Origin of the sequence: Mesotoga sp. H07.pep.5.3 (assembly GCF_002752615.1) — a bacterium.
Lineage (GTDB): Bacteria > Thermotogota > Thermotogae > Petrotogales > Kosmotogaceae > Mesotoga > Mesotoga prima.
This window is the reverse complement of the sequence record NZ_AYTV01000002.1, coordinates 96242-113752: the sequence shown is the minus strand read 5'-3', so window position 1 is coordinate 113752 and position 17511 is coordinate 96242. Positions and strand designations below refer to the sequence as shown.

General features: G+C 45.5%; 16 protein-coding genes. 12 read left to right on the top strand and 4 right to left on the bottom strand.

What is annotated here, in order from left to right; translation table 11 throughout:
* Positions 1-153: 153 nt before the first annotated feature.
* Genes V513_RS01520 through V513_RS01510 form a run of 3 tightly spaced genes read right to left on the bottom strand, consistent with a single transcriptional unit; the run spans position 154 to position 3818 of the window.
* Entirely contained in the window at positions 154-2871 is a 2718-nt protein-coding gene (locus V513_RS01520) for a hypothetical protein (RefSeq protein WP_099771388.1), read from the bottom strand.
* Positions 2872-2886: 15 nt separating this feature from the next.
* Complete coding sequence (locus V513_RS01515; RefSeq protein WP_180274796.1) at positions 2887-3234, bottom strand: prepilin-type N-terminal cleavage/methylation domain-containing protein; 348 nt, start codon at positions 3232-3234, stop codon at positions 2887-2889.
* An 8-nt stretch (positions 3235-3242) separates the two neighbouring features.
* A complete protein-coding gene (locus V513_RS01510; RefSeq protein ID WP_099771386.1) occupies positions 3243-3818 on the bottom strand; it encodes a PulJ/GspJ family protein in 576 nt (191 codons plus the stop codon).
* Between the two features lie 809 nt (positions 3819-4627).
* Between V513_RS01510 and V513_RS01505 the strand changes: the two genes are divergently transcribed.
* The 6 genes from V513_RS01505 to V513_RS01480 all read left to right on the top strand — a co-directional run bounded on the left by V513_RS01505 (position 4628) and on the right by V513_RS01480 (position 9718).
* On the top strand, positions 4628-4900 hold the full coding sequence (locus V513_RS01505) for a hypothetical protein (protein ID WP_257211865.1): 273 nt from the start codon (positions 4628-4630) through the stop codon (positions 4898-4900).
* 499 nt (positions 4901-5399) lie between these two features.
* Entirely contained in the window at positions 5400-5882 is a 483-nt protein-coding gene (locus tag V513_RS01500) for a CBS domain-containing protein (protein ID WP_099771385.1), read from the top strand.
* Positions 5883-6195: 313 nt separating this feature from the next.
* Positions 6196-6891, top strand: coding sequence for a PHP domain-containing protein (locus V513_RS01495; RefSeq protein WP_099771384.1), 696 nt, complete (start codon positions 6196-6198; stop codon positions 6889-6891).
* Between the two features lie 98 nt (positions 6892-6989).
* Positions 6990-8000, top strand: coding sequence for a Gfo/Idh/MocA family protein (locus V513_RS01490; protein WP_099771383.1), 1011 nt, complete (start codon positions 6990-6992; stop codon positions 7998-8000).
* 1 nt (position 8001) lies between these two features.
* Positions 8002-8976 (top strand): Gfo/Idh/MocA family protein, encoded by a 975-nt coding sequence (locus V513_RS01485; RefSeq protein WP_099771382.1) that lies wholly within the window; start codon positions 8002-8004, stop codon positions 8974-8976.
* Positions 8977-9046: 70 nt separating this feature from the next.
* Complete coding sequence (locus V513_RS01480) at positions 9047-9718, top strand: class I SAM-dependent methyltransferase (RefSeq protein ID WP_257211864.1); 672 nt, start codon at positions 9047-9049, stop codon at positions 9716-9718.
* A 201-nt stretch (positions 9719-9919) separates the two neighbouring features.
* Here the strand turns inward: V513_RS01480 and V513_RS01475 are convergent, their stop codons facing one another.
* On the bottom strand, positions 9920-10933 hold the full coding sequence (locus V513_RS01475) for an SIS domain-containing protein (protein ID WP_099771475.1): 1014 nt from the start codon (positions 10931-10933) through the stop codon (positions 9920-9922).
* Positions 10934-11058: 125 nt separating this feature from the next.
* Between V513_RS01475 and V513_RS01470 the strand changes: the two genes are divergently transcribed.
* From V513_RS01470 to V513_RS01445, 6 genes are all read left to right on the top strand, one after another.
* The gene (locus tag V513_RS01470; RefSeq protein WP_099771380.1) at positions 11059-11868 is read left to right on the top strand and encodes an alpha/beta fold hydrolase; all 810 of its coding nucleotides are present in this window, start codon (positions 11059-11061) and stop codon (positions 11866-11868) included.
* Between the two features lie 172 nt (positions 11869-12040).
* The gene (locus V513_RS01465; RefSeq protein WP_006486850.1) at positions 12041-13063 is read left to right on the top strand and encodes a 3-oxoacyl-ACP synthase; all 1023 of its coding nucleotides are present in this window, start codon (positions 12041-12043) and stop codon (positions 13061-13063) included.
* A gap of 11 nt (positions 13064-13074) precedes the next feature.
* A complete protein-coding gene (locus V513_RS01460) occupies positions 13075-13821 on the top strand; it encodes a beta-ketoacyl-ACP reductase (RefSeq protein WP_099771379.1) in 747 nt (248 codons plus the stop codon).
* Positions 13818-14996 (top strand): TetR/AcrR family transcriptional regulator, encoded by a 1179-nt coding sequence (locus V513_RS01455; protein WP_099771378.1) that lies wholly within the window; start codon positions 13818-13820, stop codon positions 14994-14996. Before V513_RS01460 ends, V513_RS01455 begins: the two co-directional genes overlap by 4 nt.
* A complete protein-coding gene (locus V513_RS01450) occupies positions 14993-16291 on the top strand; it encodes an acetyl-CoA hydrolase/transferase family protein (protein WP_099771377.1) in 1299 nt (432 codons plus the stop codon). The genes V513_RS01455 and V513_RS01450 overlap by 4 nt, the downstream gene beginning before the upstream one ends.
* 11 nt (positions 16292-16302) lie before the next feature.
* Complete coding sequence (locus tag V513_RS01445) at positions 16303-17502, top strand: acetyl-CoA C-acetyltransferase (RefSeq protein ID WP_099771376.1); 1200 nt, start codon at positions 16303-16305, stop codon at positions 17500-17502.
* The last annotated feature ends 9 nt before the right edge of the window (positions 17503-17511 follow it).

Genomic DNA, 17511 nt, shown 5'->3' with positions numbered 1-17511 from the left:
AGCCCACGCCTCTAATGGGTCTAGAATCATACAACTGAGAAGAAATCAAGTGGGAAAAACAGAACCCGGCGAAAAGGCCGGGTTTCTTTTTCAGACTCATGCAAAGGATTTCAACAGGTCTATATCAAAAACAATGAACTACGTACAGTTAAACTATCTCATCGATGTGCCCATCACCTCAAGGATATTTGATTCCGGAGAAGCAAATGGAAGGTCCTCGTTTCCGTACAGCCTCTCGTCGTAGTAGTTGCGGCTTCTGAAACCGCCTGAAGTAGTTCCGGCGGGGCCTGCTTCAATAGAAACCATGGTACCAAACAGATGCCTGAATCCCAGATCGACACTGTAGTCATCGTAGCCATCTATGAGAATCTGTCCCGTATTGCTATGCCCGCTGTTCTTCCCGAACGCGAAGAGATTAGTGAACAGCTTAATATTCTCAATAGCGTCTCTGCCACTTGGACTGCTCTGGTAAGGCATTACAATATTCCCGTTAGTTGCTACAAGGTTCAGCATGTCATTCAGAGAGGCGTTCGCCGCTGAAAGGTTTGGGTCGTAATTCGGGTCAAAAGCAAGTCCTGACTCATCTACATAGCTTCTGAAAGTTGAATCATTCAACATGTCGTTATATAAGATATCTCCGTAGATCCTGATATTTCCTTCTTTTGACCTTATTGTGTATCTTCCGTCAATTACAGTTGCTTCTCTGCCCAGCGTTGTTCCGACCCCTCCAGGTATTCCCGCTCCACCCGTTTCTATATCTTCCTCAACCACGTAGTATCCTTTGTTCGAGAAAGAGGTCGCCTCGGTGGTGAAGGAAGGATAGTCTTCTTCGTTCTTTGAGTTGACTTTCATTATGACGGTAGTATCAAAATTCATTTCAGAAAAACCGTCGGACGGAGTTATCAAATACATGTCGACATCTGCATCTGCCACCTTTTGTCCATTACCACCACTTCCACTTATCACGTCCCAATCAGACCAGTCAGAGTAGTGCCATTCGGACCATGATAAGACAGTTGTTGGACCATTAATTCCTCCTAGCATTCCCCATGACTTAGCGTTACCTCTATACCATTCAGAGCAGAACCCAAAGGCACAAATCCTCCACCATTCCCGACCTTTTAGACTTAGCGTGAAGCTAATCAAACCATTTTCGTACTCGAGAGGATATCTGCTGATAGTTCTAGATCTTCTTCTCACTTGATTACCAGATGATCTTACTTCCCTATCCCACTTGAATCTGATAACTGAATAGGGAACTGAACTTTCAAAATCGCCAGTGCCTACAAGACTGTTCAGAGACGATCCCAAAAGTACATCCGACGATAAATTCACGTTATCCGCATTGTCCAGTATTCTGACGCCACCAGTAATTTCAGTTTGAGTAATCGTTCTTCTCTCCTCAATAATCGGGGATTCATTCACCGAGAGCGTTATCTTATTACTATTGATTAGCTGTCTCAATTCATCATCGGTGAAATCGTTACTTGTTAAATCGTCATTGTTGAGAATCTTGTTTGCAGACAACTTTCGTTCATTATCATTGATTATCCATTGTCTGAAAAGATCTAGAAAATCATCGTCATTGACAAGAAGGTTTCTTAGCCATTGTGTATTTCCATCCCTGATCAACTCAGTCGTCTCTGTTTCGCTAACTTGAGAACCAGAGCTTCTCTCTGTGTCTTTCAAGTATAGACCTAGAGAATTCTGAGGAAGAGTTCCTCCCGTTTCAATGGCATTCAACATATCTTCCAGCGAGGTCGTATTTGAGTAGTGGCTTTGATAGTATTCTTCCATCTCATCGAATCTCGTTTCTAGGTCCTTTATAGTTTCTTGACTAACCTTGACACTCCCTGCTCGCAGAAACCAGGGTAAAAAACGGCTGTTGAAATCCCCCGAAGAAGCGTTGTCTACAAAGTCGATAACTGAACCTTTCACTCTCATTTCTTCTTCATCTTCTTCATAAGAATCTGCAACAATTACCTCATTGAACCCCTCGAGAAATATCCATGTTTCGCCATTCTCCACGTGTACTGCATAGTGCTTGTCCTTGAACCGTTCATCATCGTAATCACCGTCGCCATCCGTATCAACGCGTACTGTCTTTTCTGCTTTCCAATTCCCATTAAGTGCAATGTTTGCATTCTCGTACCAAACCTCACCATTGAAGATCGGTCCATCACCAGAAATATCGTCAGGATCAGGCGGAATCGTTGCGTTCATTCTGAAACCGCCATTTCCAGCTCCGCCCTGACCTACGGACCCGAAGAAAGTCGGCCCATATATCACCGATCCAGGATACCAATGGGCAGTTGAGTTACTTTCTAATTCAAATCTCGACCAATTGCTGAAGAAACGCGGGCTAACAAGACCCCAGAAGTAAGCACTCATATTCCCCTTAGAGGTCCTCACGATCGCGAGAAGTGTGTTTGGAGATGATTTGTAAGGGATTAGAACCATATCGTCGAACGTTCCTTCGGTCACTTCGTCAAAAACCTTAGTCAAATCAATTCCCGGCCTGTAGAACTGCTCGTTAGAAAATTTTGAAAACAATTCCTTCCAAGCGTTGTATTCGAGGGTATCAGTAACGAAAAGACCGAGAAAATCATCGTACATTGTGGGGGTAGAAGTAAGTGACATGTAAAAATTATCGGTTGATAAATTGAGATAGCTTTCTTCAGCAAATTTCCTCTTCAGATACCCAAAATTCGCGAAGAATGCATTCCCCCCGTTCACCTGCAATTGTGCCTTGCTAATCCTCTGAAATAACTCAGAGGTAGTTGAAGAAGTTCTGTTTAGAAGCGCAACTGAGATTACTGTAACTGACATCATTATTATAAGTGTCAACGGCAAAACAAGCCCTTTTCTCATGCGGTTCACTCCCAATCATTTCTGCATTACTGCAGTAAATGTTGCTTCACGGCTACTGTCCTGTACATTCATTATTGTGATTGCTGATTCGAGCTTTTCCAGGAGATCAGAAGAGACACCCTCCGCAGCTAACCTGTCAAAAAAAGATCCGTCTTCAGATACTTCCAGTCCGTAACCGTTAACTCCACCAGGTCTCCAAAGATTAGTGATTTCGTATCGTATTTCTGTGTAATCCTTCATTCTTGCATTCGACTTGCTAAGGGTCGAATGTATTGTGAGAAATATCTGAAATACGGTCACGATCATTATCGCAACAACAGCCATTGTGATAATCATTTCGATCATAGAAAGTCCCTTCTGCATAGTCATCCTCACTTCACGTTCATCAGTCTCACAGAAGATCTGTGAGTTCTACTCCCATCGGGCGAAGAAAGCATTATGCTATACGAAACCGATCCTCCGTTGATAGACACAAATTCCAAATCGACATGGTCAAATGAGCTGGAAGAGAAAACGATGTTCTCATTATCGTAAAGAGACTCAACTACATCCGCATTACTGTCGGCTGGAAAGTCTCCCTGAACCGCCTGTTTTTCCCAGATAAAAAGCCTTCCATCATCAATATAGAACTGCTTTGTCACTTTTCCCCCTTCTTCTTCCCCTACGAAAGGAATGGAAACCATATATCTCAAACCCTTTGCCGGTCCATCTTCAGTTTCCCGTACTAAGGCAATTCTTTCAACATTCGGACCCGCCTTTGAGAGTTCAGCTTGAATCAGACTATCAACCCTAAAAAGCTCTGAATATCTTTCCACCTCTCCAAGAGCTATTCTTGATCTTCTTGTGAGGTCAGTAAACATAAGCAACACAGAAGCAAGTACTATCGTAAAAACAGCCAAAACCACTGCAAGTTCGACAAGTGTAAGACCGGCTCTTGTTCTTTCCATTGGCTAATAACCCCTCCTTCAAGAGAAGTCTTCAATCCAAATTACAAATCCACCAAGCACGGATAGATGGATAGATAGATCTAGTATTACGTAGCAACTTTATGCCAAGACCACGGACCAGAGAAATCTCAAAAGAGATTTACGGATACTGCGGATTTGAGAACTGTAAACTCGAATCAAGCGATCGCAGTCTTGTTTGCCTGCTGAGGTGTAGAATACTAAAGTTCTCACAGGAATCTCAAAATATTCGCGTCAATCGGCCGCTTCTCTTAGAAGTGGATTTCAACAAATCAGTTGCATTAAGGAAACTAATTTCCGCAGCCTCGAAGCTTAATGCTCACATTGCCGTCTTCCTTGTCATTAACAAGTCACGCGTTCTAGTTCGCTACCATAATTGGTTCGAAGGGAGTTATTGAGTCCTCATTTCAGAAAAGTTCAGCAAGAGTAATCATTCTTTCGATTAAATCTTGTGGAATAATCCTTTCACTTTGAACGTTCTCCTCAGCTCTTCTGGAAAGCAACTTCGGGTCTCGATTATCGTGTAGAGAAACTAGAATCATTTGCCACCCAAACTGGAAGAAATGAAGCAATAAATCATCAGAAAGCCAGGGACTTCTTCACCTTTTATTGTCTTGAGATCCCCTGATTTGCTGCAAAAACTTTGAGCTCAATCTTTTTTTCTCCAAGGAACTGACCGTAAACAGCCGAGCTTACCTATGAACTTGGATAAATGCCACATAGGCATTGTTTTGCATGGTTCTTTTTGTCAACAACGCTTGGCCGTTAACTTAGTTCTTGAGGATGCAAAGGTGATCGCTTTGAGAGAGAAAGAGAAAGAGATAGTGAAAAGGCAGATCAAGGAACTTGTGTCAGAGTACGCTGAGAAAGTTCTATGCAGCAAGGCAGAAGCTATACTAGACAGCAACCTGCTCAAGGACGAGGAAATTGAGGATTTGATTCAAGATGGCAGGGCATATACAATGGCTATTGCGCTGATTAACGACTGGTTGCTTTCCCTGCCATATCCTCTCGAAGGCAAGTCATACAAGAAGCTAAGAAGGCTATTGGAAAAACTCAGATAGAACCCGGACTTCAATTTTCCGTTCTCTGAGCGAGAAAAATCATATTGCAACAAAATCCGATGAAATAGGCAACTCTGTAACTGTTCAACATGATTCGTCCAACAAAATGCAACTTGCTCCATCAACACGACCAAGGTCAAAAGAAAAGCAGTGTAGCTTAGTTACATCAAAGAGCAGCCCTTCCCCCGGCTGCTCTTTGAATTATTGGATGCATAATTGTAAGAGCTGAACAACCCCAGAAGAAAGAGACTTCTTGATAATCAGGAATAGGCTAAAATTACGAACAGATCTGCTCATATTAAAACAATCTAATCTTCTTCGATAGAGAAACCCACCAATCTACTCTAATCACGGACTATTAGCTGAAACCCGTTTTCTCCCAAACCACCGTTTTGTTATACTTTAACTAAGATGAAGACACAAGTGAGAGTCCATTTCTGTTTCTCACCGTAGTTCATTTTTTCTCAGCACAAGTGTTCTTAAGTCAGGCGGATTGACCATGGAGAATTCAGTGGGATTCTTGCGTGCCTTTGCAACGACAGAAGGGTATTTTAGCAGATTCAACGAAGATTATCGGATCGATGGATACTCCAGATCCTTGAGAGGTTTGTCGAAGAGTGACAAGGTTCTCAGGAGCTTTCTCGACATTCTTCTGGAATATGCAGAGTTACGCAACGTGATAGTCCAGACAGTAACAGCCGATACCGGACCTATCGCAGAGCCACACGACGAAGTAGTTCAAGACATAGAGCGGATCGCTCGTATGCTCAATGATCCGCCAAGGATTACTTCTGTATTTGGATACGAGAAAGTAGCGAAGATAGACACAAATGACAGCCTGGAAAAGGCGCTCAAGATTATTGCTGAGAGATCATATTCTCAGATCCCTTTATACGATGGTGATCAATTCAAAGGAATCCTGACGACAAACGCAATTGCCAATGGATGGCAGGTGCAGGTGAAGAAGAAAGGGCAAACATAAGGAAAACGTGGGCCCGTAATGTGATGGAGTATGCCGAAGAAGACGAGACCGTGGAATTTGCAAACAGAAAGGCAACCCTATCGAACATCGTCGCCTCATTTGGTGAATTCAGAGCTCTTGGATAAAGACTCAAGGCTATATTTGCGACCGAAAACGGGAGGATTCGGCTATCATGGAACCGAGGGCGAGGAGGGAACCGTGATCGCTTTCTAGGGTACCATGTTGAAACGCTGCAGATTACCTGCGGCAAAGCTGGCTGATATCGTGCCGATGACATTGAAGATTCTCTCTATAGAAAGCAAAAGGAAATTCGATGGTGAAAACATCTGGAGCTGTGATGATCAGCGTTGATTTCGATTTTCACATTCATACGGTCTTTTCCGACGGTTCGATGTCCTTCGAGGAGGTTCTGACTGCGCTCCGTAATGCCGGTCTGTCGAAATGCGGGATAACCGATCACTTCGAAACCGGTTTGCCCCATTCGGTGGCCGTGTCGGAGGCCCATTATATGGATCTGTTCAACCGGTTCAAAGAGAAAGCGAGAAAGTCTGGCATAGAGGTTCTTCTGGGCGGCGAAACGGGGCTAAGGCCCGACGGCTTGATGCTTCCGGCGAAGGTACCGCCCTTCGATTTCTTGATCGCCAGCGTGCACAGGGTAAACGGGAGGCACAAAAGCGAATCCGACTGCTGGAGAGAGTACAGGACTTACATAGAGTGCGGAATAGAAAAAAGAGGCTTTCAGATTCTCGGCCATGTCGAGGGATACCTTCCCCTGACGCCTCTTGGAGCGAACAGCGATACCTTCGATGAAAGGCGCGAGATCGAGCGTTACTACGCCGCGAAGTATCTCACCCTCGACTGGTACGCCTCTATAGCTCCGGCCCTCGTAAAGAGCGGCGTGGCCGTGGAGATTCACGAAATGTCCGCATCGCCCAGGCTTGAGGTGATCGATCTCCTCCGATGCAGGGGCGTGCGGTTCTCTTACGGGACCGATTCGCACGGTCCGTAACAGCTTTTGAAGAGAGAGTTCATAACCAGAGTGTTGAATTGCATCGGATTGAACGAAGCCGACATTTTCAAACCGGAAGAGAGAAAAGGAGGAGCGAGATGCACTCGATAGCGATACTTGGAGCGGGGATGATGGGAAACGTCCACGCGAGGGCCTACAGGGCCATAGATAAAAGAAATCCCCTCTGGATAGTCGATCCAATCGAAAGCAGGGCGAAAGCGATCTCCGAAAAATACGGAGCAACCGTCGCCAGCTTTGAGGAGATTCTGGAAAACAGCAGCGTAGACATTGTGGATATCTGCACGCCGACATTCACTCACAGGGAACTTGCCGTCAGGGCGCTCAGGGCCGGCAAGCACGTCTTCTGCGAAAAGCCCGTGGCGCTAACTCTTGAAGACGCAAGGGCAATGGACAGGGCGGCCAAAAAGAGCGGCAGAAAATTCATGGTGGGCCACGTCGTACGCTTCTTTCCGCAGTATATAAGAGTGAAGGAACTAGCTGCCGCCGGAGATGTGGGTGAAATTGTAATGGCAAGACTTTACAGGGGAGGTTCCTTTCCCTCTCACGGTATAGACAACTGGTTCGCCGATATTGCAAAGAGCGGCGGCGTCTTCGTAGATCTCTCCATACACGATTTCGACTTTCTCAGAAAACTGCTGGGCCCCGTGAAGACCATCGAAGCGAGGTCCGTAACGCTGAGCTCGGAGAGGAAGAAAAACTCTTTCGATCATGGTATGGCGATTCTGAGGTTCGAATCCGGCGCCTTAGCACATATCGAAGGCAGCTGGGCCGAACCGGCCGGGATGCCAGTCAATTTTGGAACGTTCTACGAATTTGTCGGCACTAAGGGAATGATAACCAACAGCTACGAGAGAGAGACGACGCTTCGTCTGCAAACTTCGATCGATGGAAAGCCGAGATACTTGCAGGAGAATCCGGCTTATTTTGATCCGTACACCGAAGAATTGAAGTCTTTCATACTCTCAGTAGAGAAAGACAGGGAAGTCCCCGTTAACGGGCAAGAGGCCATAGAATCGTTGAGAGTCGCGCTGGCGGCCAACGTGTCTGCAAAACTGCACAGACCGGTCGAGCTTTCGGAGGTGTTTTGAGATGGCGAAAATCGCAATCCTAGGTATTGCACATATGCACGGTTACAGCTATGTGAGAGCCTTGAAGAGAATGAATGATATCGAGATAGCGGGGCTTTACGATGAGGACAGATCTAGGATGAACAAAGCCTGCGAAGACCTGGGCATAAAGCCCTGTGAAAAGCCAGAAGAACTCGTCGCTCGGAGCGACGGTGTGATAGTAACGAGCGAGAACTCTACCCACAGGGAGTTCGTCGAGATCGCTGCCGGAGCCGGAAAACACATTCTCTGCGAAAAGCCTATCGCGACGACCGTAGAAGACGCGGAGGCGATGATTAAGATTTGCCGCGAGAACAATGTGAAGCTTCAAATAGCCTTCCCGGTCAGGTACAGTGCCTCCGTGAGAAAGGCCAGAGAGATCATCGCGGGCGGTCTGCTGGGCGAAGTGGTGAGTCTGGTGGGAACAAACCACGGGAGAATGCCGGGCGGCTGGTTCATAGACCCGGTGCTGGGCGGTGGCGGTGCCGTTATGGACCACACCGTGCACGTGGTGGATATAGTGAGATGGCTTCTTGACTGCGAATTCACACAGGTGTACGCAACTTGCGGTACCCTCATATATGACATACCGGTCGAAGACTGCGGACTGGAGATGTTCAGGCTCTCGACTGGCCAGTACATGACACTTGACTGCAGTTGGTCGAGACCGAAGGCCCATCCTTACTGGGGAGACGTAACTCTTCACATAGTCGGAACTGAGGGAACGCTCTTCCTGGATGTCTTCAACTCAAAGATCGAGGTCTATTCCAACGAAAAGGGTAGTCGATGGGAAGCTTATGGTGACAACTTTGATTGCCTTTTGATTGAGGATTTTGTTGAGGTTCTTAGGTCAGGGAAGGATCCTTTCACAAGAGGAGAAGATGGACTTGAGGCTCTCAAAGTCGTTGATGCTGCTTACAAGAGCTTCAGAGAAGGCCAAGAGATTCAGATCTGCTGACTGATTCGGATTTCAGTCATGTCGCACTGTTGCCTGGAGTATAATCTAGATGATAAGGTAGAGTTACGAGGTGAGTCATTTGAAGCAGCATTACGATCGTGGAAAACTTGAGCAAGAATTTGACAATCTTCCCGAGGCCTCTCCGATTGCAGATATTGATCCGTTCAAAGGTGATATCATCGCAATGGTTGGTGCGCTCGCACTTGATTATCTTGATCTTGACCCCGGAGATACATTACTTGATATCGGAACCGGCAGAGGAAGGTGGGCCGTGGCCGCCAGTCCTTACTGCAGAAAGGTGATAGGTATTGACATTAGCAGAAGGATGTTAGAAGATGCAAGATCAAATATTGCCAGCGCGGGTGTTGAGAACGTCGAATTCTTTAGGGGTTCCTTCGAGAACCCGTGCGAAGAAGTGAACCTATCAAGAATGAACATAAACAAGGTTGTAGCCATCTACTCTCTTCACCATCTTACAGATCCGATGAAGATGGAAGCGATTTCGAAGCTTACGCAGATTTTAAAGAGGCCCGGTAGGATCGTTGTTGGTGATATTATGTGGTTCGACGATCCTGGAAAGCACAGGGATGCGTGGGACGAAGTTTATTTCGACGACAACGAATTAGATCACCCGGCGAGCATTTCATTTATGAAAGAAGTTTTCCAGCATTCAGGTGCGAACGAAATTGAAGTTGTTCAGATTCATCCGTTGGTGGGCTTGATAAGCACAACCTTTTTGTGAGGATTTTGGTTGAAGCCATGCAGGTTATTATAGGCGTCAGATATAAGGGCAGCTGCAGTTCGTAGATAGAACCCTACAGGTACCAACTAAACGGAAGAACCGGTATAAGTTTTTTCCCTTGAGCAGTCCCAAGCTCCAGTAAGGTCGTAAATCTTCAAGGCCACTTCCAAACAAGTTGTTTTTGCTTTCAAAGCATTTTGATTATTCTTTGGTGGTCACCTTTGTTCCGAATACACCTGAGCCGGGATCGAATCCCCTATTTCTAGCGATTTCCTCCGCGGTTTTCTGAAGAAGATTCATCATGGGAATGAAAGCAAGGACTTCTTCCAGGCCATCGGAAACGTATATTGATTTCACATTCCCCTCTCTCGAATTCGTCAGGGTAATCAAATCGCATTTGTCGTAAATGTCATTGTGGAGTTCCTGCATTAGGTCGTAAGTCTCTCCCTTGGGATTCATGGTGATTACAACGGGCTTGTCAGCAAGCAAGTCGACGGGACCGTGTCTGAAAGAGGCTCCCGAATAGAATATGAGACTTAGCTTGGCAACTTCAGCAAACATTAGCCTCGCCATTTTTCCAACACCTATGCCAAAACCTCTGGCAACGAGAATCCTCTCCCTTTTCTCAGATAACATAGCTGCAAGCCACGATAAATCATGTGACAAAGCTTCGTCCATTCTTGTGGGCAGATCAGAAAAGTTCAATCTTCTTGCGGTTTTGAAGGCTGAAATCATCAGAGTTAAGACAATGCTATTCACGAAGGTCTTTGTTGCACCCATAGATCTCTCACTGCCCGCGAAAAGCGGAAATACTCTTTCATCAGGGAAAGCCTTTGCCGCGCTGCTCTTTTCGTTGTTGGTTACAAGTGTCATAGAAGGCAGAAGCGCTTTGTTTTCTTCGATGAATCGGATTAGTTCTGCGCTTTCTCCTGACTGACTGATGAGAAAGATTGTAGAGTATCTTTTTAGCAGTTCTTGGGATGAGTAAGTTATGATCTCCGACATCTCGAAGCTTTCTGCGTCGATGCCAGAGTATCTTAGAAATGAAGCCGCTACCTCTGAAGCATGAAGAGAAGCTCCCATGCCTGTGAACAGGACTCTTTCAAAGTTTAGAGACTTCGCTTTCTCAAAGACGACGTCAGATGTGGAAATAATGGTTCTTACTGCTTCTGATTGCTCAAGCATATCTTCCAGAAATTTTGACAAATCATTCATCCTTTCGTGAGACAAGTTCGATGATCTATCGGTCCAGGGGTGTCATTCACTTTAAAGTCTATCATCAAAGATTGGTTTTGACTAATCAGTGAAATCGATGCAATAATAAGGATGGAGGTGAATTTATGGCACTGCTCAGAACTAGCGACGGAACTCAAATCTATTACGAAGTACACGGAGATCAATCTAACCCACCTGTTGTTATTCTCAACGGAATTATGATGTCGGTCCCCTCGTGGGCAGGATTTGTTCCCCACTTTTCAAGGCACTTCAGATTGATTCTGATGGATTTCAGAGATCAGGGCCGATCTGAAAGAAAGGATTCACAGTATCACATCTCCATGCACGTTGACGACCTAACCGACCTGATCGATGCGCTTGAGATTTCTAGCGCAAACGTAGTTGGTCTCTCCTATGGAGGCCAGGTGGCAGAAATGTTAGCAATAAAGAGACCGGAGAGAGTAAATTCTCTAGTACTCGCCAATACTCCCGCCCGAATTTCTCCATACCTTGCAGAACTTGGCGAAGCGTGGAAAGAAGCTGCAGAACTTAAAGATGGAGAGCGGTTCTTCAAGCTGGCAATACCCTTCATCTATTCAGATTTCTTCTACAATCGTAATCTGCAGTGGCTAAAAGAAAGACAGAAGATGTTCAAATCGACACTCAACGGAGAATGGTTTGAAGGGTTCATAAGGCTTATTTCTTCAAATCCCGATTTCAATGTTTTGGAAGAACTTGACAAGATTCAGTGCCCGACTCTGCTACTTGGTGCCGATCGAGACATCATTACACCGATAGAAGAGATGAAAGCAATTCATGAAAGAGTCAGAAATTCGGAATTCCTTGTCATAAAAGATGCCGGTCACGGAGCTTTCCTCGAAAAACCAGGAGAATTCATGACAGCAATCATCGGGTTCATACTTAAGAATTGTTAGAAAAAAGGACAATTTGGTAGTTATTCATCTTCTTTCGTCGATAATCATCAATAAACTACTTTAATTGAGTTTAGCAACCGGATCGGTTTAGTGTATTGTGAAAGTGAGAGATGATTCATCTTTCATATGTGAGAGATGAATCATGACACGCAAGCTATAAGGGGTGATCTTGGTGAGTTCAGTTCCAATAATTGGAATAGCGGGAATCGGGACATACATACCTGAGACCTTCATGACTCCAGAGGAAATTGCCGATTCAACGGGTATTCCGCAAGAGGTAATCGAACTGAAATTTGGAGTGAAGAGAAGACTCGTTCCAGGTCCCGGTGAAACCACAAGTAATTTGGGAATAAAAGCGGCACGGAAAGCTATTGAGAATGCCGGGATAGATCCCAAAGACATTGATCTGTTAATCTGGAACGGTGCTCAGCATAAAGATTACCCTTGCTGGCTGGCCGGACTGAAGGTTGCTGACGAAATCGGTGCTGTAAACGCCTGGTCTTTCGATATGGAAGCCATGTGTGGATCTATGATGGCCGGCATTGACGTGGCAAAGAGTCTCATGATTGCTAGAGACGATGTCAATACGGTTCTGCTAGTAAGCGGCTATAGAAATGTTGATCTTATGGATCTTTCTGAACCATCAACATCGTTCATGCTTGATGTAGGAGCCAGCGGGGCCGCTGTAGTTCTTAAGAAAGGCCATAATGAAAACGTCGTCCTATCTTCGGCCTTTAAGGGTGACGGATCATTTTCAGAGTTATGTGTTGTCCCGGTCGGGGGGACAAAGAAGTGGCCTATGACCCCCGAAGATACGCAGAACTATCATTTCTCCGTCCAGGGAGATACTGCAGAGTTCAAGAAACGCCTCGGAGAGACTACAATGCCTAATTTCTACTGGGTGATTAGAGAGTCACTCAGAAAGAGCGGCTTCTCCGAAAGCGATATCGATTATTTAGCTATTTTGCATTTCAAAAGATCGGCTCATTTTGCAGTTCTTGAAGAGCTCGGGCTGAAGGAAAATCAGAGTACTTACCTTGATTACTACGGCCATCTTGGGCAGAATGATCAGATTCTCTCGATAGAATTAGGTTTGAGGGAGGGAAAGATTAAAGATGGTGACGTGGTTGTAATGGTTGGTGCCGGATTGGGCTTCGTCTGGGCAGCGACGACAGTAAAATGGGGCAAGAATTAGGAGGCGAAAAGGTGAGATTGGAAGGTAAAGTCGTCATCATAACTGGTGGCGCGAGTGGACTGGGTAAAGCGGCAGTCGAAAAGTTTGCCCGTGAAGGAGCGATTGTCTATGCCTGCGATATGGACGTCGAAGGTTTGGATAATCTGAAGAAGGAATTTTCCGAGCTTCCGGGCAAGGTAATTCCGAAGAGACTCAACGTGACGGATAGGCCCGCAATAACTGAACTTATAGGTGAAATCAAAAGCGAATTCGGCCGAGTCGATGGGCTTATCAATAATGCTGGAGTGACTAGAGACGCTCTGATTCAGAGAATGTCCGAAGAAGATTGGGACCTGGTTATCAACGTCAATTTGAAAGGTGTTTTCAACATGACGCAGGCGGTTGCTCCAGTGATGATAGATCAGGGTTATGGTTCGATTGTCAATACTTCATCGATTGTCGGCGTATACGGAAATATCGGACAGTCTAACTACTCCGCTTCAAAGGGAGGAGTTATTGCAATGACTAAGACATGGGCTAAAGAGTTGACAAGAAAGGGCGCGAAGATAAGGGTAAACGCTGTGGCGCCGGGTTTCATAAAGACGCCTATGACTGAGAAAATGCCTGAGAAGATACTGGTAGCACTTGAAGAGAAGATTCCTCTTAAAAGAATTGGACTCCCTGAGGAAATTGCGAATGTCTACTTCTTCTTGATTTCCGATGAGTCGAGTTATTTGACCGGTCAGGTAATTGGCGTTGACGGGGGTCTCGTAATTTGAAGGTCTCTCGAAGCGAGAGAACAAGACTACAGATTAAAGAGGCGGCTGAAGAGCTGTTCAGTCGCCTTGGTTTCGAGATGACCTCTGTTGCGAACATATGCAGAACCTGCGGACTGTCAAATGGAGCATTCTATAGACATTACACTGGTAAGGAACAGGTATTCAAAGAAATCGTCCAGGATATCAAGACCAGGTTCGAGTCCGCCTCTGCTTCGGTCATGGGAAACACTATAGAGGAGAAGCTGTATAACCTTTACAGAAAGGTCTTTGATATTCTTTGGCAATCGCGGAGAAAGTTCATTGCCTTTCATGAGGCTGAATACAGGTTTCCTGAAGTGGAAAACTCCGTTGACAAAACCTACAAGGACGCTCTTCTCTCAACTGTGATAAACGATAGGTCTCCACTTTCAATGCCTGAACTGTGGTTTCTTATTGGAAGCTCCAGGTTTGCCGCCATTTACTGGATCATATACAACGATACAAGGGTGCCAGATTCGACTGTGCGATCTCTCGTCGACTTCGCCCTCAATGGTTTTGTTAAGTCTGATGAGTTGGATCGAAGGTCTCTGGAATTCACTCTAGATAGAGTAAGAGCAAACGGTGAGGGAAAGGCTAAAGAGGTCATCCTTTTGGCGGCAGAGAAACTAATGGGGGAGAAGGGATATTTCGGTACATCGATATATGATATCACAAGTAAGGCGGGCTACGGACAGGGTACGTTCTATCTTCATTTTGAAAGCAAGGGGAAGTTACTTCAAGAGCTTGTTTATCAGGCAAACAGAAATCTGAGAAGAACAATGAGAGATGCGGTCTCCGGTGTTGAAGGCAGGTTAAACAAAGAGATTAGGTCCTTTAAGGCGTTTTTGCTCTTCATGGATGTTCACAAAGAGCTATATAACATAGTTCGTGAGTCGGAGTTTGTACAACCTGAGACTGGACGTTTCTACTATGAAAGGCTATTAACTTCTTACATAAGAGCTCTTGAAGAGGCTAGATTGAAGGATGAGATTAGATCGATAGACTCGCGTGATCTCGGCGTCTTTCTGATGGGCATTGGACACTTCATGGGGCTTGATCTTCTTTTCAAATTGAAGAAAGACTACGAAAAATGGAACGAGTATTTGCTGGAACTGGCTTCTCTTATGGCAAAAGGTTATGGAGGTGCTTTTAGTTGAACTGGAATGATGAATACAGAAAGAAGAAGATATCGATTGATGAAGGTCTGAGAAACATTAAGTCTGGAACAAAGATTGTGACAAGCATGGCGGCAATGGAAGCTCAGGGTCTTCTAAAGAACCTCCACAGAGTTGAGGACGTAGAGAATGTGGCCGTTGCGACTTGTTTGAATATTGGAGAGTATCCGTTCTTCGTTAATAAAGAATATGAAGGCAGATTTCTGAACGAGTCTTGGTTCCATTCGGTGGGCGCCAGGAAGGCAGTCAGCAGCGGCCTTAGGACAGTGACATACATCCCGAACAATCTTCATGTTGCAGGTATTGAGCGTATTGTGGCAAACAAACCCGATATATTCTGGGGTGTTGCCTCACCGATGGACAGAAATGGATACATGACCGTTTCATTGTCCACGGTATATGAAAGAGATATGGTAGAGAACGCAAAGATGGTAATTCTGGAAGTAAATGAGAAAGCGCCGAAGACTCATGGAGACACTCACGTTCACATAAGTGAGGTCGATTATGTGATAGAAAACTCTTTTGACATTCCTGAACTGCCGGACACTGAACCCTCGGAGATTGAAATGAGAATCGCAGGACATATTTCTTCGCTTGTTGTAGATGGAGCAACTTTGCAGATTGGAATCGGAGGGATTCCGAACGCCGTCGCAAGACTTATGGAGGATAAGCACGACTTAGGAATTCACACCGAAATGTTTACTGAGTCGATGATTCACTTGTTCGAAAAGGGAGCCATAACAAATAGGAAGAAGAGTCTTTGGCCCGGAAAGTTTATTGCGACTTTTGCACTCGGCACAAAGGAAATGTATTCTTTCATTGAGGACAACCCTGGTGTGCTTCTGCTCAGAGGCAGCTATGTCAACGATCCGTACGTTGTCTCGCAGAACGAAAACATGGTCTCTATAAATACGGCAATCTCTGTCGATCTCACGGGGCAGGTATGTTCCGAAGCAATTGGAACTCGGCACTATAGCGGTACCGGAGGACAACTAGACACTCATAGAGGTGCCTCCATGGCTAAGAATGGAAAGGGAATCATCGCACTTAGATCGACAGCAAAGAAAGGCGCCGTTTCTACAATCGTCCCTCTTCTTCCGCTTGGCTCACCCGTTACCGTTCCAAGACAGGATACTGATTATGTTGTAACCGAGTTTGGGATTGCCAGGCTTAAAGGTCTCAACGTATTCCAGAGAGTAGAGGCCTTGCTGAATATTTCTCATCCGGACTTCAGATCAGAGCTAAGAAAACAAGCTCGCGACATTGGATTAATATAGGAGGTTTCTTGATGAAAAAGGTCTTCATTGTTGGTGCAAAAAGGACTGCAATCGGTACTTTTGGAGGAACTTTAAAGGAGGTACCGGCCGTGGATCTTGGAGTTACTGCTTCAAAAGCCGCAATAGAGCAGTCGAAGGTCGATCCTAAGAAGATTCAAGAGACGATAATGGGCTGTATTCTAACTGCAAACCAGGGTATGGGACCGGGAAGGCAGGTATCGATTGGTGCAGGTGTTCCAATTGAGAGCCCCGGATACTCAGTAAATATGCTTTGTGGTTCAGGAATGAAATCCACAATGATAGGGGCGCAAGATATTCTCACAGGTGAAGCTGACCTAGTACTTACCGGCGGTATGGAGAATATGTCTATTGCCCCATACATGCTAGACAAAGCAAGGTTCGGATATAGAATGGGCAGCGGTACTATAGTCGATCATATGATACGAGATGGCCTTACGGACGTTTTCAATGACTACCACATGGGAGTAACTGCTGAAAATCTGGCCGAGAAATACGGTATAAGCAGGCTCGAGCAGGACGAATTTGCACTTCAAAGCCAGAAGAGAGCCAAGGAAGCGATTGCGACAGGAAGGTTCAAAGATGAAATCGTCCCGGTTGTGATAAGGGGAAAAAAGGGAGACGTCGTTTTCGATACCGATGAACACCCAAGAGATACTAGCATGGAAATCCTTGGCAAACTCAGGCCGGCCTTCAAGAAAGATGGTTCAGTAACCGCCGGGAATTCTTCTGGAATAAATGACGGTGCCAGTGCAACAGTCCTTGCGAGCGAAGATGCAGTGAAAAAATACGGATTGAAGCCAATAGCAGAAATAGTCGCTTACGCCCAGGCCGGCGTTGACCCCGCCTATATGGGTTTTGGTCCTGTTCCAGCGGTCGAGAAGGCACTCAAGAAGGCTTCAATGAACATAAAGGATATGGAGTTGATAGAGCTTAATGAGGCATTTGCTTCTCAGTCTCTGTCAGTACTGAAGGGTCTCATGGAGATCTACGGGGTTTCAAAGGAATGGCTTCTTGAGAGAACTAATGTCAATGGAGGTGCGATTGCTCTTGGCCACCCGATAGGCGCATCAGGAAACAGAATAATAGTTACTCTCCTGTATGAAATGGAAAAGAGAAATCTCGAGTTTGGTCTTGCTTCACTGTGTATTGGCGGCGGAATGGGAACCGCAGTAGTAGTAAAGAGAGTCTAGTCCCTTGCA